The sequence below is a fragment of the Alcaligenes faecalis genome (assembly GCF_005311025.1).
In the GTDB taxonomy this organism is placed as follows: Bacteria; Pseudomonadota; Gammaproteobacteria; order Burkholderiales; family Burkholderiaceae_B; genus Alcaligenes; species Alcaligenes phenolicus.
The window spans coordinates 659,719-680,459 of sequence record NZ_CP031747.1; the positions used below are offsets into that span (position 1 = coordinate 659,719).

Below are 20,741 nucleotides of genomic sequence, written 5' to 3' on the forward strand. Positions count from 1 at the left end.
CTTAGTTTTTTGATAACTCTGAAGCATCTAATTCTGCAATAAATTGCTCTGGAGGTGTTGCGCCAACTAACCGCTTTCCGTTGCCCAATATAACTGTAGGTGTGTTAGCGATATTGTTTGCTTCTCCAAACTTTAAAATCCCCACCAGACCAGAAATGTCGCAGTCCTCACGGCCATCGATATTCCGTCCGTTCATGACCATGTTCCAGGCAGCGTTTCGATCTGGAGAGCACCAGGCTTTGCGGGCGATGGGGGCTGATTGCGGGTCAATAACGGGAAAGACAAATCGATAGACCGTTACGTTTTCAAGCTGATCGACGAATTTTGTGAACACGCGGCAGATGGGACAAAGAGGATCCTCAAAGACGGCCATCTTGCGTTGTCCGTTGCCATGGACTTGCACAATGGCTTGACTCAGCGGTAGTGATTCCCATGGGATCGTGTTGAGCTTTTCAAGGGCTGGTGCGGTCACGTCACGGCGGTCTTTCATGTCCATGAGGGCGCCGCCGACAAATGCGTACCGCCCGGTCGAGTCGCTGTAGAAAATCTCGTTGCCACTGGTGACCTGGTAGATGCCGGCAATAGGCGTGGTTGAGATGCTATCGATGGGGACAGAGCCTTGAGTGTGTTCCTCAATAGCTGCTTGCACGTCAGACGGTACGCCTTGAGCCCAGGACGCTGTGGCCAGTCCCAGGCTAAGGCTTGAACTGACTGCCAGGCGAATCAGCAAAGAAGAAGGGGAATAGGTTGAGGTAAGCATGGTTCGGAAGAATCCTGGTTGTCAGTAATCAAAGGCGCGAACGCCTCGGGCGACACGGCATTGTTCGACCGCGTCACGAATAAGTTGGGAGACGTGCTGAGGGCTAGCGATCGCGCTGATGTGCACGGTCGGCGTCGAGGCGTCAGTGGTTTGCAAAACGACACGGCCACGGCCAAACAGGGCTTGAAAGAGGGTGCCGGAAACGGCGATGTCTTTTACCCGGTATAACTCCAGGGTTTCGACACGTTTGACGAGGATCCCGCTGTACTCCAGTAGGCGTTGGTTCGTCAGTTCATAGCGATGATTGGCAACCTTAAGGTATCGGTAGATCGCCCACAGGACAGGAATGACTGTCCAGCAGAACAGGATAGCGACAATGAACCAGCCCGCATTGATGAGCTGGCCTTCTGTGCCTACCCAGATAAGTTCTGTCTCTCGCGTGGATGCAGGAGGCGCAATGTGGCTGGCAGCTGCCTGTGATAGTGGAGTAGGAGTGTCGAATGGGTCCATGTGGCCACTGTAGGGCCGCATGAAGTGTGTGTCTGTTCAAACCCTTGGGCACATAACCAAGGGTTTCGACTTGACAAGCCTTTAAATCAATTCTAGGCCGATTCGCTGTTGGTGCTTAGTCGAGCTGCGTCCGGCGATGTGAATGGGCTTTCACAGGATCCGCAGATAATCTTCAACTTTGGTTTACCCCAGACGCTTGTGCCGCATGGGCAGACGTACTTCCATCGGTTTGAATTGCCGGTGGGTTTTACTGGCATACTCTCGTCGCCCTGGGCGGCGTTGCTTGTGGAGGTGGCACTGGATGCCAAAGCTTGAGTGAGTGCTGGAAGTGCGATGTATGGAGGAGCTCCACCTCCTACTGAGATGTCCAAGCGCTCAGCGGCGCTACGAGGTGCGTCGGCATGTGAGAAGCGATCGTACCAGGTCAGACAAAATGACTGGGTGAGCAGATCGGCGCATGCTTTCACAAATTTGCCATCCTCAATCGCATAATCAGCCATGAGTTGGCCAGTGCGAGCGCCACCAGGTTGGCCAGTCGAAGAGGGCATCAGTCCAATCGCTTCCATCTTCGAGGCCCACTCTTCATTGTGATACCTGCCACGCCCAGGCTTGCCGAAATGGAATTGCCAGAGATGGCACATTTCATGTACCAAAGTTTGCATAGTTTCGATCAAGGGCACGACAGCAAAGTAGGCCGGGTTCATCGCTATTTCGTCTGTATAGGTGCCTTGAGCATCTACAAATCGCTGGCTTGAGAAATAGCCCATTGAGCGTTTCTCGCGTTGCAAGGTAATCAGGCAGTTAGGCAACCTACCGTCGTATAGGGCGCGATTGAAATGATCGTAGGCTTGTTGCAGCTCGGTATATGTTTGATGGGTCGGTACCGTTTTCTTGTTCATGGTGGTCTTAATGTATGAATTTGTATTGCACAATACACTACATTTGTCGTCAAAGCATTGGCCGAATTTGAGGCTGAAGATAGTTAAACTAGTCACTGCGTGAGATCTCGTGCTCTTGAAACTGCAGTTTTTTAAAGCCTATATGGATTGAAATGAGTACATCCAACATTGAGGCCCTGGCCAGCATTTGGGCACGGATTGCTGAGGAAACGGAATTCCCGACCGACTACGAAGGGACGGCCACGCCTGCGGCACACCAAGCCAGCGTAGCAATACAGGAGCGGATTCGGGAGCATATCGTCGCGACCAACGACATGCGGTTGTTCGGCCTGCTGCACTTGCTGGGGCAGGCGTCGCTGTGCATGGAGCAGGTGCTATGGCCGGAGGAATACGAGCGGATGGCCCGCGAGGTTGAAGAAGCTCTGGGTGAAGTCAGTGATCCCAATGCCAGGTTGTACACCCATGAGGAAGTAATGCAGGTGATGCAAGAGCGGAACCACCAGGCACGAAGCAAGCTCCGTTGATGGGGTGATGCAATTGATGGCTGTTTCGGCCTGAGCGGGTGACGCTGGGCTATCGATCACGAACTCAAGGAGCCTTGTCTTGGCATTATCCAACAATTGCTGAACTGGATGTTGCATGTAACGGGTGATGGCCGTACTATAAGTGCATAGTTATGGAGATCAAGATGGCAAATGTAAATGCAAGAGTTCAGAAGCACCGGGACTCGCTCCGGCAAGCAGGATTGCGCCCAGTGCAGCTTTGGGTGCCTGATACCCGTCAGCCTGATTTTGCGGCGGAATGCCGTCGTCAGGCGCTGCGGGTAGCCAAGGCAGATAAGGCTGACGTGGATACAGAACATTTTATGGATGAGGCTCTGGCTGACCTGGATGGTTGGACAGAATGAGGCGTGGGGATCTAGTTACTGTTGCAATGCAAGGGGATTTTGGAAAGCCTCGGCCTGCGTTAGTGATCCAGGCGGATTTATTTGCTGCCCATTCCTCGGTCACTGTACTTCCAGTGACCAGCACAATTGTGAATGCGCCCTTATTGCGCATTAGCATTCAGCCAGACCCAGAAAATGGTCTACAAAAACCATCACAAATCATGATCGATAAGGCATTGACCGTTAAACGGGATAAGATTGGCCAGGCGTTTGGTTCTGTTAGTGCTGATACACTGGTAGAAATTGAACGGTGCCTTGCTGTTTTCTTGGGGATCGCTAAGTAATACCGAGTCTAGGGAGGATTAGGGCAGATGAAACATGCTCTGAAGTTAGCACGTCATGGGAGTGTTTTTCTTGCAAGGGTGATGTGGATCGGGTTAATGCTCGTGTTTGATTTTTTTCTATTATTAATAAATTCAAGTACTAGACGAGATGATCATAATGCAGAGACAGAGATCCCCGATCCGTTTGATCAGATGCATCCAAATTGGCGTTTTTATTGGGATCAGCAGAGAAGTGATTTAGATCAGTGATGAATTTAAAGAATAGTTCAAGCCCTTAAAATCACGGTTGATTTATGTCAGCTCGGCTTTAGCTGTATAAATCGAGACCTGATCTCATAGCATCTGTTAGAACTGTCCGTTGGGGTGGTGCCATTGCAGTTTTTTGATATAAATAAGTGCACGGTTCATACCCAAATATAGCCAATTATGCCCCTCGAGAATCTCTTATGTGATGGGCGGTTTTATAATTTTCCCCATACTCCTACACACTAGACATGACCTCAGGAGATACGGAAACAAGTGCTGAATACTACTTTCCTCCTGGGCTGCGTGCTGAGTGGCTCGAGCGTGAGTGTGCGTTTTCCCCACAAGCCTTCTTTGTACCTATGCCTACAACGCCGATCAACACAAGCTTTAGCCTAACAAGTCTATGTTCATCGTAATATCCACGCGTTATGCAATAAAAATGAATAAGGCCTAGCTTGGTTGACTATGAAAGCTCTTTTGCTGCAGATAAAAGACCAAATAACAGAGAAATTGATGAGTAAATCAGAATGGCCCCGCCCAAAACGCTCTCGCGATGTAATGGCGCTTACTGTAAAACTAGTTCTCATTTTTTTGAGTATGGTTGCATTACTAGCGACACTTTACCCGCTCATAGATCTAGAGAAGATAACCCCTGCCACCGCCTCAGTCATATCTATAGTAGGTACCGTCTTAGTCGTTCTTTATGGGCTGCTTATCTTTTTTGAAATTTATACTGCGGAAGGAAAGAGAGTTTTTAAGCAATCCGACTCCGAATCAATTTGTAATTACATGCTTTACTGGATAGCTTATGGTGGCCGAGTGGCTATCTGGACTCGCGATATGAGCTGGGCTAAAGACGATGAATCCAAAGAACTTCTACTAGAGAAGGCAAAAAATGATGAGCTGATTATCTGTTTGCCAACTCATACTACCTTCACTAAGGAGCTGAAAAAAGAAGGAGCGCAAATCTATACGTACGGTACAGAATTACTCAGTGAGCCAGGTACACGCTTTACTATTGCTTATTATGGTAGAGATGGGAGCAAAGTTGCTATTGGTAGGGCTAAGGCAGATCAGCATGTGGTTGAGGAGTTTAATTCTGGCTCCCATCCCGCTTTCCATTTGGCCTATGAGCTCGTGCAAATTGCGAAGAATGTTTCCTCGAAAAATGAAGGGGCCCAACCATGATATCGAAGTTCTCTCATGTTGAGAGTATCTCATCGCAGGAGCTCATTGATGAGTGGGACTGTTTGGCGTCTGAGAGGCATAATCAGATATCTACTGGCTTAGATATCACATTTACGCATGTAATGGTGCCCTTAGTTGAATCGCTTGTTGGCCAGAATCTTGACGCAACGCTCGTGGATATAGGATCAGGTACGGGTGAGCTAACAGAACGTCTCGCCATGCATTTCAAAAAGGTTATATGTATCGAGCCATCAACTCAAAGCTTGGAAATTGCAAAGTCTATCCTGTCCGATTTCTCAAATATCCATTTTATTAATTCAGCCTTTGAAGACTGTGGAGATCAGTTGCGTCGTGCTACCCATAAGAAGGTTATTTTCTTAGCAGCCATGATGCTATCGGCAAACCCACAGATTGATAAGTTTTCCCAGGTGTTATCTAGAATTGCGCATAAAGGAGATGAGTTTATTGCAACCATCCCTCATCCATGTTTTTGGCCTCGATACTGGGGGTATGAGAAAGAACCTTGGTTTTCATACGAAAAAGAACTTATGATTGAGGCTCCCTTCAAGATATCCTTATCTGACTCAGAGTTCAAAACCACACACATCCATCGGCCTATAGAGAAATATATATCGACCTTTTCAAAGTATGGCTTCCAGTTACTTGCTTTATCAGAACCAGTTCCTGATCAAAATATTCAATCTCATTACCCTAAAAAATGGGAGTTTCCTCGTTTCTTGGCTTTTAAATGGGTTAAAGGATGACTCATATTTACTGATGGTCGAATAAGTAGTCACTCCATCAACGACCGTGTCTAACTAATGGCTGATCGACAGAAACCCAAGACCTTTTTACGTGTTCTGCAGAATGATGAAATCAGTTTCTATTTCTTCGCTGCATCGGCTTCTGCTACTAAAAGAATGCTGCTAGCAGTAAGGTTGAGTGCATAACGAGCAAAATATTCTGGTACGACGATACTATCTGTGCCTTGGCCATGCCCTCCCAACTTATTTCGTATTGTCGGCACACCACTTTCTAGTAACGACCGAACGGCACCCATTTGGGACTCCAAAAATGACGGAAGAAGCCCTTCAGTCAAACATGTATTGATTAGTGCTTTGGCTGTATCTGTAGACTTTATATTCCATCTACGTTTTGAACAAATTGCCTTTAGTGTGCTTTCAAATGATTTCAGTGCGTCGACAAGACATTCCTTGTATCGTCCATGACGGTAATGCTCATGGGCCTTTAGGAATTCTTCGTTTGCTCCCTTGAACTTACCATCACGGAGGATCGCCAGAGTTGGCTTAACAGCTTCAGAGTGGAGGTAGTCCGAATCGATGCGTATTAATTCAGACGACTCGAACTGAAACCCTATTCCATGCTCTTTAAATCTGTCGTTTAACTCTTCAATGGCATCGTTTGGCCCGATTTTCGTCCTACTGTTGCTGGGATATTGATCTCTGACATAAGTGTCAATAATTTTGAATGAAAGCTCTATTACATCAAGGGCCCTTTCAACAGACTGTTCAGCCAAGAAGAAACTGAAAACAGACTCATCGAATGAACGAGAGTATTTAGTTAACTCGAACAGTCCATACTCACGGCATAGCGTATTGTTAATAAACTCATATGTTTTTGATGCGTGGTTGCTGCTGACGCTGTCCAGGCCAAGCGCATCGCGAATGATGTGAACGATCTGAACCCGAAGTGCGTTCGGCAGATCATCATAGCTATACACATCAGGAAACTCACCTCGAAGCCTACGCTGACGTTTGGAGAAAAGATCGATGATTCCCATATTTTTCAGTGGATCTACACCTAACTAAATTTAGACAACGCTCAAACAGCTATCGCCTATTTAACACGATGAAAAGCGTAACAATGATAGTGCAAAATCGCAAGATAGGTTTTGAGAACACCTAAAGACTTTAAGATCTTTGTTGGTGGTGGAACCGGAAAAAGATTGGGAATAGATAAACCACTATTTGTCAGATAAAATCCGGGCTAGTACAAAGGATAGTTAATTTTTTCCACCAAATAATTTTCCCAATAAGGGAGGTCTACCGGAGGCTGCCGCAGAACCCCCATTCCTGTTCATTAGCTCATCTATGCCGCCTACCACTCTCAAACCAGCCCAGGCCATCATTGAAGACCAAATGACAGGTAGCCCGACATACAACGACAATAAAATCGTGTTCAGAACCATTCGTTTATAGCCTGCTGGAATCGCTCCTTTGCCGATCATCATGGCTTCTTGAACAAATATATTGCCCAGAGCGCCAGGGTACATGGCGTTGATGAGATGACCATCGATCCAGGTGGCGATGTACCACATCGACGCCCACATCTTGATGGTAAGAATGGCCATAGCACCTAAGAACAACACCCGAAGACTGAAGCCGCTGACTAGGGTGGCCAAGGGAAGAAAGGCGTAGATCCCCATGAGGACCAATGCCTGGATCATGGGTAACGAGGTCACCAATGGCATCCATGCCATGCTGGCCATGAAAGCTGCCCCACCAACACCGAGCGTGCTCCCAGCGCCCGTTATCGTTCGACCTGCGACTGTAGCAGCGTCATAAGGGTTCCCCATCATTTGGTCAAAATCAACAAAGACGGGATTGGCTGCGGTTGATGCTAGCCGAGCCACTTCATCCTTTTGCTTATCGAACGACGTAAAGGTGAGGACGTTCGCCGCTCTGGATGCGAACGCTCGAACACCAGGGCTGCCATCGATCAGCTTTTCTCGCAGTTGATCCTCCCACCATTGCTTGCAGGTTGGGCGACCAAACTCTGGGTTTACTGCGCCGGTGACTTGTGGGTCCACGTCGCTCGATGGGTCGTAGTACTCCGTATCGCGGGAGTAATCGATCGCAAAACCAGTGACCGGAGCACGGCTGCGCATGGAGGCGTAATACCCAGGCTCAGTTCTGAAAAACTGGCTGCCCATCCAATCCACATCAGTTGGCCCATAGTCGGTATTAGATTCTGCCAAGATCGAGGCACCTGATGCACTGATTCTGCTGCGATCGCTGCGCAGATACTGACTCCGTGCCGGGATAAAGCATTCGCTATAGAAGCGTTGCACATCACCGAGCAAGGCGGGGTCTTCGATTGTGGCATTTTTGGCCATATCCTCCAGAACCCGCATATCAGAGCCGGAGTTATTCATGCCATTACGAAAGGCATTGTTTATCCCAGAGCTGATGGACATGATGGAATACCACCATAGGGGCACGTTACTCAGCCCACTGGCCTGGCTCATACTTCCATCAATAGCGTCGCGCAGTGCTGTATCGTAGGTGCTACCGCTGGCTCCAGGCGTAGCCTCTACAGGGTTAGGGTTGTCAATTGAAGGAGGGGGCATGTACGACAAGCGCGCATACGTTAGGCTTGTGATGGGCGATGTGAAAAAGCAGACCGACATCACAAATAGCATGACGATGAGCTGTGTTTGTACGCTTTTGATGACACCCATTACACCGATGTCTTGCATTCCCCGCTGGCCAGCTTCGCGCCAGGCATTGAGAATTATCACCAGAAAAGGGATGACGACCAAACCCGTACCGGTGACTATCTCGCCAAAAATATTGGCAAAAGCCCACCCGTAGAAAGTGGTAAAGAGTTCGAGGTAACTGTCTAGTTGCATGGCTTATTCCCCCACCTAAGCCGTAATGAGCGCTATTGCCAAGCGCCAGATACGGTCGAGGCCAATCGGGATCAAGATTAAGTACAGTGCGATAAATGCGGCCACCTTGCGGCGGCTGGCCAGCACGGCGTCATATTCGAATTCTTGAACAATATGTCTGGCTTGAAGCCAGCGAACGACGGCTGGCCAGCGCCCGATGATGAGTAGTGCTGCGATACATTGAGCGATAGCACCGATATCTCGCACTGACGTCGTTCCCTCAAGCAGGGTCAGGAGTTTATGTTCCTGGCCGATAAATGACTGTGCTAGTGCGCCGAGCAGCCCAATGAGCAGCAGAAATCCGGTCAAACCGATGGCGAGCCATATCAGTGCTCGCCACAGCCAGCTGCGTTTTTTGGTGAGAGAGACTTGTGTCATAGTCCAGGTACCCGTCCACCCACTGCTGGGGCAGGATCAACAGGGTTGCCACCCGGTACGTTCAGTGATTGTGTGTCAATGGCGGACTGGGTGTTGATGATCGACAATGCCGTCTGGGACGTCAGATCCTTGCGGATCCGAGCCTCATACATCAAATCGTCAATGTAGCCACTTAAGCGATCGACCGAAGCCTGGGTGTTTTGGATGGCATCTCCTGCGGCCGTAACCTCCGGTAAGGTCAGACCTGTCATCAACACGCTACGCGCCACCAGTGCTTTATTGATCACCCGGTGCATCGCCATTTCCTGAGCAATGCGGTTCACAGCGATGCTGCGGGTGTCAGGCGGCATTGCTCGTAAGGAGTCAAGCAACTGAGGAGACACGGCAAAGCCAGGAGCTGAGATTTCTGCGAGGTCGGCATAAGTGGCTGAGTTCGATGGGTTGGCCATTGCCTCAAGCTTAGGCTGGACGAAATCGACTTCGGCTTCATATTTGGGCCCCAGGCCGCTGGAGGTCACGACCGTGGTTGGGGCAGGGCAGTGATGTTGCCCGCAGGTATAGACCTTCTGATCCCCCAGGACTTCGGTTGTCCATTGGGCAAGTTCTGCCGGTGATTTAAACGCACGAACCAGGCGAGAGTTTTTCTCGGCAGGTGAGTTACTGTAGTCCGTGGTCTCTGATGCGGTGATTGGTTTGTTGAGGGTAGCGTTATAGCCTGCCACAGAGAGATCTCGCACCGGCTCAATAGGTCGGCCTCCTACACCCCCGGCATTTTGGCCAAAGACCCATGGCACCCCGGCTTTATTGGCCTCTTCATTCTTCTCAATGTCGATTTTTGCCTGGTAAATATCACCTTGCGCGGAGGCCTTGATCTTCCAGCCTTCACCTTTGGCCATCTTGATCCAATCCTCATAGGGGTTCTGCCCCGCTTTGACCATGGCCTCCATCTCTTCGCAGGATTTAAGGCTGGCCCCGAGCAGGAGATCCACCTTTTGCGAATAGTTTTGAAGAATCTGATACAGGCCTGGCTGTGCGCGTTGCAAGACGTACAAGGGGAGGGCAGCGATACCAGATTGAATCGCCCCAGTCACCGTCTGGCCCAGGTTGTTGAGGTTGTTCATGATGTTGGCCCAAGATAGGCCTATATCAAACTTGCCACATGAATAGTTCAGTCGAGCATTTCCTCCAAAGCCTAAGTTGTGAGCGACCTGGCCGCGATAATTTGCAGAGCCGCCGGGCGAGCCGCCTCCCATTCGGTAATACAGCGAAGAGCCGCGTACGGGTTGCGCGTAGGCGTCGGGTATCACGCTCATGGAGGTCAACGCAAGAGCCAGCATCATGGCGGCTGGTTTCAAGCGCAGTGTGAACGGGCATTGTGGTTGTTGCATAGATATTCTCGTCCTTCGCTTAAGGGATGCTGTATAAAAACTCACCACGGATGCGGCAGCAGTCATAGTGGTTCCACATATTCCACATATAGCCATCGGCACCATCGGTTTTGTAATCGCCAAAGCTGGCCAGGCTCATTGAGTCATCTGCACCAAAGGTCATGCAGGACCGCTGAGCGCTCGGATAGATCATCTGCCAGGTAGTGGGCTTGGAGGTGGGGAAGTACTTGTAGCCACTACCGGGTTGCAGACGCTTGTAAATGTGGGGCTGTGCAGATTGCGAGATGATGCTTCCGACACGCGTGGCCAGCACGGCGGAGGCCTTTACTGGGTGTGACTGCACAAGCTCGCCGTTACGTGGGTATATAGGCCCCCAGGTAGTGGAAAGGGGCGAGGTGCTTACTTCCCCTGTACCAGGCACCCATGATTGGGGGTAGAGCATCTCCAGCGGCCAAAACCCTCGCCAGCTCATCGCGTCCATGTCTGACTGAAAATGCAGATTGAACACCGACGCTGAGCCGGGGCAGAACATTTCAGATAGCCCACCGGAGGCACCCAGGCGCTGAGCGATCTGCACCATGTCTCTGATTGGCCCAAGATCTGCACCCACCGTATCGACGCCGGACAAGCCAATGGCTTGGGTGCTGACGCTTCCACCAAAGACATTGCCTAAATTTCCAATTGATGAGCTCAGCTCGCCAAGTTTTGCCGGAAATGCAGAGACGGAGGAAATAATGTCTGCTGGTGCATTGGCCATGGCACGGGCTGCTTCGATGAATTCGTTGCCTAGCTGTTGGGGGACTTGCCGCCAAGACTGCGCGATACGAGGCAGTTCTGTGCGAGTGAAGGCCAACAATTCGCTATAGCCCGGAAACTGGAATGAACTGCCAAAGCTGGGGATGTAGCCGCTGGCGATGCTGGCAATCAAGCCTGCGGGGTTGCCAATGGCGTCCGCACTTTTATATGTAGTCACCTCTGTGCCCTCGCGCTGTGTTCCTGCTGATGCGTCGATCGGGGCGCCGACTACGGCTGATCCCACTGAGGATATAGCTGTCGCCAATGGCTTACCCACCTCAGCCCAAGGGTGAGCCAGAGGATCGTTGTAGGTGCTGATCACGACATCGGGCACGTAATGTGCAATCCGAGCCGACGTCCGGATGAAGCAGCCAATGAGCGGGATGCAAACCAGCCAGACGCAAATGCCTTTGACCTGATAGGACGTGCAACTGGGGAGTGCTGCAACCGTATTGGTGACGACGCCCGCCGTGGTTGTGGCAGCTGTTGCTGGAACAGGCCGCAGCGCGGTTGCCAGCACCAGCAAACTAATCGCAAGCATGTGCCGAAAGCGCATAGTAGTGATTGACATGAGTGCCCCTTAATTTTGGCTGTCACGCCAGGCCATAAGCGCCTGGTCAACGTCGATATAGCCAAAGACTACATAGCGTTGGTTGATGACCACCGCTGGTAATCGGTCAATCTGATAACGCTGCGCGCGTGCCAGGCCGTTAACGGCACTCGCGACCATGGGTTGGATCATTTGTCGTAAGCGGGCTTCATTGTTGGCAACCCATAGACGTGCTTCTGCTTCGTCTTGTGGCATACCTTCATTCATCTGAGCTTCGAGATTATTCATTGCATCCAAGCGGTAGATGGACAAGGCATAGTGTGGTGAAGTGCTTGGTGTTACCGGCATGGCAGTGTTGGCAAACACCTCTACGGTCATGACGCCTGCGTACAGATCTTGGTTAGGCTGTTGCGCAGTCGCTGGTGTGACGACGGCAAGCAGTGCCGTCGAAACCGCGATGCAAGCCGTGAGACGAGAAACTCCTTTGCTAAGTGAGCGTATCTTGATCATGCGCGACACCGCGCAAGCTCTTGTGCCACCATTTGAGCAGCCCCCATTTCGTTGATTCCATGCTTTTCCATCAGGCGACGTCGGTGTGCTTTCTCATGGCCCTCAGTCATGGCCAATGCAATCGGGAGAGCTGGAGGGACGTTGCGAAAGAGCATCTGGCCGGTCGCGGAAATCAGAACCCCTTCCGTGTATTTCGGCGGCTCTTTTTGGGCGGATTCCATCATGGCTCGCTGCTCGTTGGTGAGCGACCGAAATCGCACCACTTCTTCAATCTCTGCTTTGTCCATGGTCAGTAGCATCCAGTACTCACACATCGAGAGCACGCGCTCCATGGAGTCGGGGAAGTCTTTCAGGTTTTGTGTGGCAAGCCAGAACCAGGTATTGAATTTGCGCCACATTTTGGTGCCCTTGGCTATCTTGGGGCCAAGCAGCTCATTGGTTGTGATCAAGTGGCCCTCGTCCGTAAGGAACACCATCGGGCGACCAGAGTGTTGGTTCAGCTCGGCACGGGACTGTACTGAGTCGATGAGGCTTGTGTACGCAACTGCCAAGGCATCTTCATAGCCGTCTTGAGTGAGCGTACCCATCTCGACCAGAGTGACGTCTGCATCTGGCCAGTCCTGTCCCTCACGATTGAATAATTTGCCTCGCAGCGCCTGGGTGAAGGTCATCATGGACTGACCCATTTCTTCGGCGCGGGACCGCCGCGCCGGTGACATGGTCTGGTCCTTATTCATGTGCATCAGCTGCAGGGCCACATCTTGTGTCAACGGGTGCTTGGCTCCCCGTTCTTTGCAACTGATCGCGGCCATGATGATGGCGCGTGATACCAAGTACCGGTCGGCTCGACTCATCTGTGCGACTTCGTCCGCTTCACCGCCTGTGATCATCAGGATCGCGGCAATCAGCATCTCGCCCAGCAAGTCTCTTTTATCCAGCTCGTCGTCCTGCTCTTCGTCCTCTTCCCTGGCCTGGAACGTTTCATGAAAAGACACGTCGGCAGTCGACGGCTCATCATCTTGGCCAAGCAGGGCATTGAGCAGTTCGTCATCGGGCAGGCCTGCGTTGCTTCGTGCCTGCTGCTCGGCCGCCACAAAACTCTCCATCACTTCACTATCATCTAGTAGTTGGTACGCATGAACGAACGGTGGCAAGGACACTTTTGCACTACTGTTCAGTTCAACTTTGTAGGTCGATAGCCCTCGGTCTTTAAAAAAATCCACCAAAAGACCGAAGGAGTTCCCGGCATCGACAATCACCAGCCGTGGCCGATGAATGGCCATCGTCATCATGGCGATGTAGTTCAAGGTGGCCGATTTACCGGCTCCGGTCGGTCCCAGCACCAGCATATGCGCGTTCTTTTTACGATCGCGTTTGTTGAGCGGATCCACAAACAAGGGTTCCCCGCCGCGATTCCAGAACCACATGCCGGGGTGAGGTGTGCCACGGGCACGGCCATACAATGGCAACAGACGCGCAATATGGGAGGCGAAGGTCAGGCGGGATCGACGAAGTACCTGATTATCGAAGGCGGGGTCATAGTTAAAGGGCAGCGCCCGCATGAATGTGTCCAGCGGGACCAGGTCATGCTGATTACTGATGAACTTCAGGCCCGATGGGATCAACAGCGCATTAATCGTGTTGATGTTGCTATCGAGTTCATCTGTGCTGGTGGCAGTCGCGTACAGGGTCACCATCATTGGAAACAGGTGGTTGCCCCGAACTATTTCATTCAAAACGTTGGTGCATTCCCGGTAGGTTTCGATGGCCTGCGCCGTCTTAGCGCGTGAGGCATCCCGGATGCGCTCAATTTGTGACTCGACGATGTGTTGCGGCGCAATCGTGATGGAGACCGAGAGCATCGAGCCAGGAGGCAGACGGTCAAACCGTGCAAATCGCTCTTTACCGTTGGCCAGCTCCGCCGTGAAATGACCAATCTCAGGCTGCTTGCGCATATTTTGCAGGGTCAACGCCTTGACGGGTACGCCATCAAACTCAAACAATCCCTGTTCCAGGTTCGAACGGGGCTCATTGATGCTCAATAGCTCTGACAAGTCCCATCCAAAAATGGGCGTATCCTCGTCATCGGTCAACGGGGTGTCGCCGGGATAGGGTAATTCACGCATCATTTGCGTGCCTGGCGCCCAAGGCAGATCACGGTTAAAAAACGGCAGTAGCCACTCATACAGGTCTTTGCCGGTACAGCGGCGAACGGCCACACCGGCCTCGGAAAACGTGGCCATGATGGTGTTGGCCACCGACTCGATTTGCTGCACCGGCGTTTGTGGATCATCGGCTGCGCCGCCAAATCGACGATACAGGCAACAACGAACACGGCGGATTTGCCCGCGCCAGACTTGACCGGTGACAAGCGTATCGGTGAACAGGCCATTGGGTTGCGAGACATTCGACAGGTGAGAGCGCACCTCATCCAATACCGCCTGGGTAAACGGCGAGTTCAGGATCTCCTGGCCCAGGCCATCGTCCTTGTGTTGCTCCAGGATATAGTCGGTAAAGGTGTCATTAAGATGATCCAGGTTACGGTCATCATTGACAAAAAACTGTGCGATCCACGGTGCGCCGTTGACCGATGGCATGGCTTGCAAGGCCTCCTGAATCTTCTGGGCGTGTTCATTCAGAATTTCGATAGGCATGGCCTCGGTCGCAATCGGAGAGAGCTCAAACAGTGCACCGAGCGTATTGCCATCACGCAACACGAAAATGCGCTCATCAGGGGCATAGCTGATATAGGGCAGCATGTCGGTAAACGACGGTGGCCGTAGGGCCATGCGTCGACGATCTGCAACGGTCTGGCCAGGAGACGATGCCTTTGCGGTGACTTGAGGAGCGCGCTTACTGCCTGGTTGCGCTGCACGTTGACGCGTGAATCCGAGCAAGCTGGCCACATTAGCGATCATCTGCGCCTCCCTTTTTCTTGGCGCTGGATTTAGCCTCAAAGTAGTCACCTCGCCACTGCAGCAGATCTTGGGTGACTTCACCAGGTAGCGCATACTGTGTCTGGTCATACATCGGGAAGACGGTCACGTAGCCAGGAACCGGATACTGGCCCTTGGCCAAGTGAGGAAACACCACCATTACCAGGTCAGGGTTGGGCAGCCGAGCGAATCGCTGGTTCATGGAATCAACAGCTGACCAATATCGCTGGGTTAACTCATCACCTGGATTAATCGGTCTAGCCTGAGTGCGCTCACGCGTCCGCTCCTGGGGGGTAATGCGCGACTGACGAGTCGCTTCGTTTCGATAATCAGTACCCCGGTAGACGTCCAGCACCGTTGGCGAATCCTTAGTGACCTCATTAAGTGGGGATTCGCGATCCATCATGACGGTGCAACCGCTGAACATGGCGGTGGTGATTAGAGTCAGCGCCAGGCGTTGGGCAGTTTTATTCCAGACCATAATGTGCTCCACGAGAAAGCTGCTGCGTCCCTTGCTGGCGGTACACCAGCTTGCGGGCGTTGGGCATCTTGTCAATTTGCAGTTCTTTATCCAGGTGAATAACTATTTGCTTGCCAGCCGGGGTTACAACGGCGTCGAAGCTATTCTTCAAACGGGAGGTCATCCATGCGACGATCTCATTGGTTGCGCCAGAGGCCGCTTGCCCCATGGCGTAGCCACTGCGTGAGCCGGTGATTTGAGAGGTGGTATTGCCCGTGCCCAGATTGTTGGAGACGGTGCGCTGGGCATCGGAGTAAGCTTGTGCGGCGACATCCAGCCCCTTGAGCATGGCCAGGTCGGCCAGATAGGCCGGGGCATTGGTGACGAATTTGCCGGGAATGCAGGGATTGCCGTGTACGTCAGAGATGTAGCCCAGGTCCTGGGTGCTACCGCCGCCATTGACGTTGGCATTCCCCCCGCCTTTGGAGCGCTCAGAAATGGTGCGAACCGTGCCGTCATTAAAGACAAAGGTGACCGAGCGCACTTTTCCTTCTGAGCACGACAGCGCCATATCGCCGATTGCCACACCGGTGACGATCATCCCCTCAATGTCTGCTGGTAATTCAAAGCCATTGGCTGCCAGGTTGTCGCGGCCGACAATCGCTTTAAACTGCATCGGGTCAGTGACACGGCCATCAATGGGCACACGTCCGATGAGACTGGTCATCGATACTGCGCCGACCAGTGTCGAGTTCTCGGGAACAGTAAAGTACGGAATCGGTTCAGGCTTGGCGGCTTGTGGTGCTGACCGTGTTTGTGTGGCGGTGGTCCTGGACACAGGGCCCATGGAGCTATTGGCATAGGCCTGATTGCCACTGGTGCGGACATAGCGCGTAATGGCTGGTCCGTCATTGCCATTGCGGCCCTGCTCGGACTGCGTTACCGCGCTATACCCCATAGGAGGTAAAACACGGTATGGCCCTGATGAGGTAACAGTCGGAGTGAGCGATTCTGTTCCCAGGGAAAATGATTGTTGTGGGACCAGGGGAGTCGTTCGCGTCTGAGCAGCTCGATTGGCTGCTTCGGTCTCAGAGCGGGCCGGTGACAGTTGAAAGGCGCGTGAAAACGTATCGACTGCTTCGGAGCCACGCTTCAAGGTGAGGTTGACTGCGTTTTTGGCGCCCGTCTCGTCGCCGGTTGGGTCGATCGAGTCCGTACGGGGTCCGTCAAGATTGAGCGTGTCGCGTTGCTCTTGTTCGATGCGACGCGAGACCGTGGCATTAGCACCGCCCACGCGCTTATTCTCGGCGATGAGTTGATTGTTCATCTCGATCACGCGTGCCACATCACGCCGCAACTGTTCATTGCTGGCGGTGACGGTGCGTAGGGTTTCGGCGGCGTTGTCGTTGTCCGCTCCTTGCGCGGTAGGCAGTGTGGCACTTTCAGGTGTAGGAATGGAGGTCAATACCGAGTTGGTAGATTCTCCTGAACCCGTAAATTGCCTGTATATCACCACGCTGACTATTAAGACTGCGACACCACCGAGGATGGGGATCAGTTTGTTGCTGGACGTGCTGCTCATGCTGTTGTTCCTTTATTACCGGCAGGCTTCAAATCGGCGCTGGCACACCAGATAAATGGCGGTGGTGTCCGTCTCGGAACCGGCTGGGCCAATTCGACCGTGCTGCGCGGTGGCTGCAATCCATTGGCCGCGCACTTGCTCAAGTGGAATCTCCAAGGGGTTATGTGACCGGTTCTTGATGAGAACGGCTGTCACATAGAGCTGGCCAGAACGCCATTGACCGACGGGGGTGGATACAACATTGACGCCGCGTATTAGGTTGGCAATTGGCTCAGCTGTGACTTCGACCTGCTGTACACCAGAGAATGGCGTGGCAAGCCGCTTTGGGGCATAAAGCTGGCGTGCGGCGTAGCGGGTGAGCTGGACCATATCTGTCGGTGCCGATTCCGCCATTTGCTGGCTCAATGTGTGTGCATTCGCTATGCTGGTCGCTTGCGCTGCCGCTTGGGAGGCGGGACCATCACCTCCGATCCCCTCTGTACCAGGCGATGATGAAGCAACGACAAAAACCTGAAGTTCGCTACGGGCACTGGCTGTTGTGCTGTCGGCAACCAGATCGAAGGGAATTTGCTGCCCAGAGTCAATGAGCTCAGCAATGATTCGCACGGGTGTGAACTGCTGGAGGGCCGTGATGTACATCGTGCGATCAATGACTTCGATTCGGGCAATCTTGGACATATCCGATGGCACATGCAGGGCGGCAGGCGCAGGCAAGGTAATCATGCGTTCGATGCCCACAGGCAGTGGCGCACGTACCGGAGCTCGATTAAACACGGCTCGCTCGACGCCATGCGGTTTGTTTTGTGGTGGTTTGCGGATGGTCGTGCCGCTTTCGTCCTGATTATCCTTGGCCTGTTGAATGGCCGCATCCACAGTGCTCACCACCATAGCTTGGTCACCCATCACATTGACGCTAGGGTTTTGATACTCAGCGTTAGAGGGTGAGGAGCCAAGATTGGGAATCTCTCCCAGATCGGGCGCGTTATTCACTGCTGCGTTTGTTGCAGAACCCACATTGACACTTGAGTTGACGCTGTCAGGGGCTGGAGCAATAAGATCTGCTGGTACGCTCTCCAAGTTTGGCCCCAAGTCTCGCACTTGTGCCTGTGCGTACTGGGCCAGCCCCAAAAGAGCGCAGGCCAGAGCTGTTTTGCGAATGCTAAGAATGGCTTTCATGGATGACAATCTCACTCGCTTTGAGGTTGGACGGGTCGCACCTGGATAGGTGTCGGAGCGGGGTCGGTCACGTTGGTTGCCGGGTCGGTGATCGTGCCGGGCAATGTGGCGGGCACGATTTCTGACTCAGTTGGCAGCTCGGGACTTTGGTTGTTCTTCTGGACTGCGGCGACTTCGTCAGGATTCAGGCGGGCAGGGCGGTTGTTGCCGTAGCAGTCAATGGCCAGCTTCCAGGGGTTTTTCTCGGGGTCAACGTCATATCGCACGACACGCATCGGATACCGGATGTAGATGTCTTTGATTTGTTGACCACGAAATGTCTCTTGCAATTGCATGTCGAGCAGTACTGTCCAGGTGTTGGTGCCTTGCGAAATGACTCGTCTGGGTGAAAACCCAAACCCTGGAATCTCGGTCATGATGCGTGTGCGTGAGCGCAACTCACCGGCTCTATCCCGTGTGTTCATGTCGTTCTCTAGCTGAGCGCGACAAGACGGGGTGATGTAGGCCTGGTAGTAGTAGATTTGCTTGCCGTAGTCCTTGTACCCGTCGGCTTGCCAGCGGTTGACCTGCTGCCAGATGTAGTAGGCAAAGCCATACACATTGACGTCAGGGACCGGCGACTGGCCGTCGGTCACGGTGACGACATCCCCGCCTTGAATGTTGGGGTGCAAATTGACGTCGATTCGATGCGGTGTGCGGGCAGCAAAGTACATACCCACAGCCCCAAGAGCGGCGACAACTAAAACAAGTGCGCCCAGTCTTTTATTTGTCGCCTGAACAGTGGCCAGGGCGTTTAAATATTTTGAACTCATACGTTGTTGCTCGCTTTATCCGCTATCGGTGTCACACCTTGAGCAGCGCAAGAAGAGGGGATGGCCGTTTCGCTCGTAGAAACAAGGTTCTGACGGGACGGTTTAGGGTTGAATGAAGTGGACAGGCTAAAGGGCAAGGTCCGGCCCAAGCTCCAATAACCGTTGTGGCGGATGAAATTGGCTTTCACCCACCCACGAGAGGCCATCCAGTGGTGCATAGCCTGGTTGTAATAGCCGTCAGGACGGTTGCGCTTAAGTCCCGCCAGGTATTTAGAGGCAAACCACAAAATGACTAATGGTCCAAATAGCATGATGGCCAAAAGTGTTTGCCAGAAGCCGGTTATGGCCAGCAGTACCAAGCCCAGCAGCAGACACACCGCGACGGAGATCAGACCGATGATTTGTGCTTCATCGACCGTCATACCGTTCAGAATGGCTGGTTGAACATTCACGCGATCGGTTATCGGCGTAGCGATGCCCTGGGTAACTTGCTCATCTAGCTGTTCAAGGTGTGGGGCAGAGGGCTTGCGAGCCATATCGACTTTTCCCCTTTACCCGAGCGTGGCGATGGCATACGTTGCCATAGCAACGAGTGCAATGGCCAACACGCCACCAGTAATCACGTACTCTTTCAGGTCACTGATATCAGCTTGACCGCGGGTGTATTGGTTCCACTTCGTGATCGCACCCATGACGACTTTCAGGAAAAAGTAGCCGACAAAGATCATGGCCAGAATAGTGATGCCCTGTTTCCAGTAAGCGCCCATCGCTCCAAGCCAATCGCCATCGGCAACTTGAGCCCCGTCAATGCCAGAACCCGGTGTGGGCATTGTGGGCAAAGCCGCCCTGGCAGGTGACGAAAGTAACGCTACAGCAGGGATCAAAGCGGCTTGCGCGAAGTGACGCTTGGCTTTTTGCCACCCCGCTCGGGGTGCCGCCAACAGAGCGTTCAGTGTGGTCATAGCTAAACTCCGTATGGTTTGATGTGTTAAGAAGTCCTGTGAGCGTCAAACCAACACCCACAGGATTAAGGACAACAGCACAACTAATTTGACGCAGGCCCAGACCACCTCTTCTTGCTTGAGTTGGTTCTCCCGGTAGTTCTCTAGAGCGGCCATTACCAACCACGCAAAGAACAGAGCCACAGCTGCTACCGTTATGACCGTCAGCACGATCTTCATGGCGTTTGGGTCAACACCCGAGCCCGCTGCAAACGCCTCTCTCATGCTCGAACCCATCTGCGCATTGTTCATGCCCATAAGGAGATCTCCTGATGCTGCGTCATTGGCGGTAGTCGCCTCGCAGTGGCTCGACCGGACGCGGCTGCATAGGGGCATTAAGGTGTTGTTGAATTCCCCGACGCATCACGTCCAGGTCATTGATCAACCACTCATATCGAAAATTGACCCGTTGAGATGGAGGGGCATCACGAGAGGCCGCGGCCACCATCTGCTGCACGACGGCCAGCTCGTTTTCAATCCGTGCCAGACTTTCGCGCTCACTATCGGCATCCCCAGCCTGAACGGTGGCGCACGCGACGAGCATGAGCGCGGCTACCCAGGCGCGATGAGTCTTACGTTCTGAGGGGCCAGATTGCTGTGGTTTCATTTCTGTCGTTTCTCCAATGTCG

Annotated in this window: 23 protein-coding genes; 5 read left to right on the forward strand and 18 right to left on the reverse strand. The window is 52.6% G+C overall.

Annotated elements, in window-relative coordinates:
• Nucleotide 1: 1 nt before the first annotated feature.
• The 3 genes from D0C27_RS03035 to D0C27_RS03045 form a co-directional block, all read right to left on the reverse strand.
• Nucleotides 2–760 (reverse strand): DsbC family protein, encoded by a 759-nt coding sequence (locus D0C27_RS03035; RefSeq protein ID WP_137430386.1) that lies wholly within the window; start codon nucleotides 758–760, stop codon nucleotides 2–4.
• A 21-nt stretch (nucleotides 761–781) separates the two neighbouring features.
• Nucleotides 782–1,270 (reverse strand): PH domain-containing protein, encoded by a 489-nt coding sequence (locus D0C27_RS03040; protein WP_222668007.1) that lies wholly within the window; start codon nucleotides 1,268–1,270, stop codon nucleotides 782–784.
• 92 nt (nucleotides 1,271–1,362) lie between these two features.
• On the reverse strand, nucleotides 1,363–2,169 hold the full coding sequence (locus tag D0C27_RS03045) for a SprT-like domain-containing protein (RefSeq protein ID WP_094196742.1): 807 nt from the start codon (nucleotides 2,167–2,169) through the stop codon (nucleotides 1,363–1,365).
• Between the two features lie 152 nt (nucleotides 2,170–2,321).
• Between D0C27_RS03045 and D0C27_RS03050 the strand changes: the two genes are divergently transcribed.
• From D0C27_RS03050 to D0C27_RS03070, 5 genes are all read left to right on the forward strand, one after another.
• A complete protein-coding gene (locus D0C27_RS03050) occupies nucleotides 2,322–2,693 on the forward strand; it encodes a hypothetical protein (RefSeq protein WP_109088531.1) in 372 nt (123 codons plus the stop codon).
• Nucleotides 2,694–2,857: 164 nt separating this feature from the next.
• A complete protein-coding gene (locus D0C27_RS03055) occupies nucleotides 2,858–3,076 on the forward strand; it encodes an antitoxin MazE family protein (protein ID WP_137430387.1) in 219 nt (72 codons plus the stop codon).
• On the forward strand, nucleotides 3,073–3,399 hold the full coding sequence (locus D0C27_RS03060; RefSeq protein ID WP_022983158.1) for a type II toxin-antitoxin system PemK/MazF family toxin: 327 nt from the start codon (nucleotides 3,073–3,075) through the stop codon (nucleotides 3,397–3,399). Before D0C27_RS03055 ends, D0C27_RS03060 begins: the two co-directional genes overlap by 4 nt.
• Before the next feature lie 711 nt (nucleotides 3,400–4,110).
• Entirely contained in the window at nucleotides 4,111–4,833 is a 723-nt protein-coding gene (locus D0C27_RS03065; RefSeq protein ID WP_137430388.1) for a hypothetical protein, read from the forward strand.
• A complete protein-coding gene (locus tag D0C27_RS03070; RefSeq protein WP_137430389.1) occupies nucleotides 4,830–5,597 on the forward strand; it encodes a class I SAM-dependent methyltransferase in 768 nt (255 codons plus the stop codon). The genes D0C27_RS03065 and D0C27_RS03070 overlap by 4 nt, the downstream gene beginning before the upstream one ends.
• Nucleotides 5,598–5,716: 119 nt before the next feature.
• Here D0C27_RS03070 and D0C27_RS03075 read toward each other — a convergent pair whose 3' ends face one another.
• The 15 genes from D0C27_RS03075 to D0C27_RS03145 all read right to left on the reverse strand — a co-directional run bounded on the left by D0C27_RS03075 (nucleotide 5,717) and on the right by D0C27_RS03145 (nucleotide 20,719).
• On the reverse strand, nucleotides 5,717–6,634 hold the full coding sequence (locus tag D0C27_RS03075; RefSeq protein ID WP_137430390.1) for an STM4504/CBY_0614 family protein: 918 nt from the start codon (nucleotides 6,632–6,634) through the stop codon (nucleotides 5,717–5,719).
• Nucleotides 6,635–6,856: 222 nt separating this feature from the next.
• The gene (locus tag D0C27_RS03080; protein ID WP_137430391.1) at nucleotides 6,857–8,485 is read right to left on the reverse strand and encodes a conjugal transfer protein TraG N-terminal domain-containing protein; all 1,629 of its coding nucleotides are present in this window, start codon (nucleotides 8,483–8,485) and stop codon (nucleotides 6,857–6,859) included.
• Between the two features lie 15 nt (nucleotides 8,486–8,500).
• The gene (locus tag D0C27_RS03085; RefSeq protein ID WP_137430392.1) at nucleotides 8,501–8,902 is read right to left on the reverse strand and encodes a hypothetical protein; all 402 of its coding nucleotides are present in this window, start codon (nucleotides 8,900–8,902) and stop codon (nucleotides 8,501–8,503) included.
• Complete coding sequence (locus tag D0C27_RS03090) at nucleotides 8,899–10,290, reverse strand: integrating conjugative element protein (RefSeq protein WP_137430393.1); 1,392 nt, start codon at nucleotides 10,288–10,290, stop codon at nucleotides 8,899–8,901. Before D0C27_RS03090 ends, D0C27_RS03085 begins: the two co-directional genes overlap by 4 nt.
• Before the next feature lie 19 nt (nucleotides 10,291–10,309).
• Nucleotides 10,310–11,656 (reverse strand): TraU family protein, encoded by a 1,347-nt coding sequence (locus D0C27_RS03095; protein ID WP_240688301.1) that lies wholly within the window; start codon nucleotides 11,654–11,656, stop codon nucleotides 10,310–10,312.
• A 9-nt stretch (nucleotides 11,657–11,665) separates the two neighbouring features.
• A complete protein-coding gene (locus tag D0C27_RS03100; protein WP_137430394.1) occupies nucleotides 11,666–12,145 on the reverse strand; it encodes a TIGR03757 family integrating conjugative element protein in 480 nt (159 codons plus the stop codon).
• On the reverse strand, nucleotides 12,142–15,063 hold the full coding sequence (locus D0C27_RS03105; RefSeq protein ID WP_137430395.1) for a conjugative transfer ATPase: 2,922 nt from the start codon (nucleotides 15,061–15,063) through the stop codon (nucleotides 12,142–12,144). The genes D0C27_RS03100 and D0C27_RS03105 overlap by 4 nt, the downstream gene beginning before the upstream one ends.
• On the reverse strand, nucleotides 15,053–15,562 hold the full coding sequence (locus D0C27_RS03110) for a TIGR03751 family conjugal transfer lipoprotein (RefSeq protein WP_137430396.1): 510 nt from the start codon (nucleotides 15,560–15,562) through the stop codon (nucleotides 15,053–15,055). Before D0C27_RS03110 ends, D0C27_RS03105 begins: the two co-directional genes overlap by 11 nt.
• Nucleotides 15,549–17,123, reverse strand: a complete 1,575-nt coding sequence (locus D0C27_RS03115) for a TIGR03752 family integrating conjugative element protein (protein WP_137430397.1) — start codon at nucleotides 17,121–17,123, stop codon at nucleotides 15,549–15,551. The genes D0C27_RS03110 and D0C27_RS03115 overlap by 14 nt, the downstream gene beginning before the upstream one ends.
• 15 nt (nucleotides 17,124–17,138) lie before the next feature.
• A complete protein-coding gene (locus D0C27_RS03120) occupies nucleotides 17,139–18,299 on the reverse strand; it encodes a TIGR03749 family integrating conjugative element protein (protein ID WP_137430398.1) in 1,161 nt (386 codons plus the stop codon).
• 11 nt (nucleotides 18,300–18,310) lie between these two features.
• A complete protein-coding gene (locus D0C27_RS03125; protein ID WP_080584946.1) occupies nucleotides 18,311–19,111 on the reverse strand; it encodes a PFL_4703 family integrating conjugative element protein in 801 nt (266 codons plus the stop codon).
• Nucleotides 19,108–19,647: a TIGR03750 family conjugal transfer protein gene (locus tag D0C27_RS03130; protein ID WP_137430399.1), complete on the reverse strand. Its 540-nt coding sequence runs from the start codon at nucleotides 19,645–19,647 to the stop codon at nucleotides 19,108–19,110. Before D0C27_RS03130 ends, D0C27_RS03125 begins: the two co-directional genes overlap by 4 nt.
• A 15-nt stretch (nucleotides 19,648–19,662) precedes the next feature.
• Nucleotides 19,663–20,073 (reverse strand): DUF2976 domain-containing protein, encoded by a 411-nt coding sequence (locus D0C27_RS03135; RefSeq protein WP_081045521.1) that lies wholly within the window; start codon nucleotides 20,071–20,073, stop codon nucleotides 19,663–19,665.
• Nucleotides 20,074–20,118: 45 nt separating this feature from the next.
• Nucleotides 20,119–20,370: a DUF3262 family protein gene (locus D0C27_RS03140; protein ID WP_021446579.1), complete on the reverse strand. Its 252-nt coding sequence runs from the start codon at nucleotides 20,368–20,370 to the stop codon at nucleotides 20,119–20,121.
• A gap of 22 nt (nucleotides 20,371–20,392) precedes the next feature.
• A complete protein-coding gene (locus tag D0C27_RS03145; protein ID WP_094196721.1) occupies nucleotides 20,393–20,719 on the reverse strand; it encodes an RAQPRD family integrative conjugative element protein in 327 nt (108 codons plus the stop codon).
• Between the last annotated feature and the right edge of the window lie 22 nt (nucleotides 20,720–20,741).

Excerpts from the sequence above, each read along its gene's own strand:
- D0C27_RS03035 (WP_137430386.1), bottom strand. The coding sequence starts at position 760 with ATGCTTACCTCAACCTATTCCCCTTCTTCTTTGCTGATTCGCCTGGCA.
- D0C27_RS03040 (WP_222668007.1), bottom strand. The coding sequence starts at position 1,270 with ATGGACCCATTCGACACTCCTACTCCACTATCACAGGCAGCTGCCAGC.
- D0C27_RS03045 (WP_094196742.1), bottom strand. The coding sequence starts at position 2,169 with ATGAACAAGAAAACGGTACCGACCCATCAAACATATACCGAGCTGCAA.
- D0C27_RS03050 (WP_109088531.1), top strand. The coding sequence starts at position 2,322 with ATGAGTACATCCAACATTGAGGCCCTGGCCAGCATTTGGGCACGGATT.
- D0C27_RS03055 (WP_137430387.1), top strand. The coding sequence starts at position 2,858 with ATGGCAAATGTAAATGCAAGAGTTCAGAAGCACCGGGACTCGCTCCGG.
- D0C27_RS03060 (WP_022983158.1), top strand. The coding sequence starts at position 3,073 with ATGAGGCGTGGGGATCTAGTTACTGTTGCAATGCAAGGGGATTTTGGA.
- D0C27_RS03065 (WP_137430388.1), top strand. The coding sequence starts at position 4,111 with ATGAAAGCTCTTTTGCTGCAGATAAAAGACCAAATAACAGAGAAATTG.
- D0C27_RS03070 (WP_137430389.1), top strand. The coding sequence starts at position 4,830 with ATGATATCGAAGTTCTCTCATGTTGAGAGTATCTCATCGCAGGAGCTC.
- D0C27_RS03075 (WP_137430390.1), bottom strand. The coding sequence starts at position 6,634 with ATGGGAATCATCGATCTTTTCTCCAAACGTCAGCGTAGGCTTCGAGGT.
- D0C27_RS03080 (WP_137430391.1), bottom strand. The coding sequence starts at position 8,485 with ATGCAACTAGACAGTTACCTCGAACTCTTTACCACTTTCTACGGGTGG.
- D0C27_RS03085 (WP_137430392.1), bottom strand. The coding sequence starts at position 8,902 with ATGACACAAGTCTCTCTCACCAAAAAACGCAGCTGGCTGTGGCGAGCA.
- D0C27_RS03090 (WP_137430393.1), bottom strand. The coding sequence starts at position 10,290 with ATGCAACAACCACAATGCCCGTTCACACTGCGCTTGAAACCAGCCGCC.
- D0C27_RS03095 (WP_240688301.1), bottom strand. The coding sequence starts at position 11,656 with ATGTCAATCACTACTATGCGCTTTCGGCACATGCTTGCGATTAGTTTG.
- D0C27_RS03100 (WP_137430394.1), bottom strand. The coding sequence starts at position 12,145 with ATGATCAAGATACGCTCACTTAGCAAAGGAGTTTCTCGTCTCACGGCT.
- D0C27_RS03105 (WP_137430395.1), bottom strand. The coding sequence starts at position 15,063 with ATGATCGCTAATGTGGCCAGCTTGCTCGGATTCACGCGTCAACGTGCA.
- D0C27_RS03110 (WP_137430396.1), bottom strand. The coding sequence starts at position 15,562 with ATGGTCTGGAATAAAACTGCCCAACGCCTGGCGCTGACTCTAATCACC.
- D0C27_RS03115 (WP_137430397.1), bottom strand. The coding sequence starts at position 17,123 with ATGAGCAGCACGTCCAGCAACAAACTGATCCCCATCCTCGGTGGTGTC.
- D0C27_RS03120 (WP_137430398.1), bottom strand. The coding sequence starts at position 18,299 with ATGAAAGCCATTCTTAGCATTCGCAAAACAGCTCTGGCCTGCGCTCTT.
- D0C27_RS03125 (WP_080584946.1), bottom strand. The coding sequence starts at position 19,111 with ATGAGTTCAAAATATTTAAACGCCCTGGCCACTGTTCAGGCGACAAAT.
- D0C27_RS03130 (WP_137430399.1), bottom strand. The coding sequence starts at position 19,647 with ATGGCTCGCAAGCCCTCTGCCCCACACCTTGAACAGCTAGATGAGCAA.
- D0C27_RS03135 (WP_081045521.1), bottom strand. The coding sequence starts at position 20,073 with ATGACCACACTGAACGCTCTGTTGGCGGCACCCCGAGCGGGGTGGCAA.
- D0C27_RS03140 (WP_021446579.1), bottom strand. The coding sequence starts at position 20,370 with ATGGGCATGAACAATGCGCAGATGGGTTCGAGCATGAGAGAGGCGTTT.
- D0C27_RS03145 (WP_094196721.1), bottom strand. The coding sequence starts at position 20,719 with ATGAAACCACAGCAATCTGGCCCCTCAGAACGTAAGACTCATCGCGCC.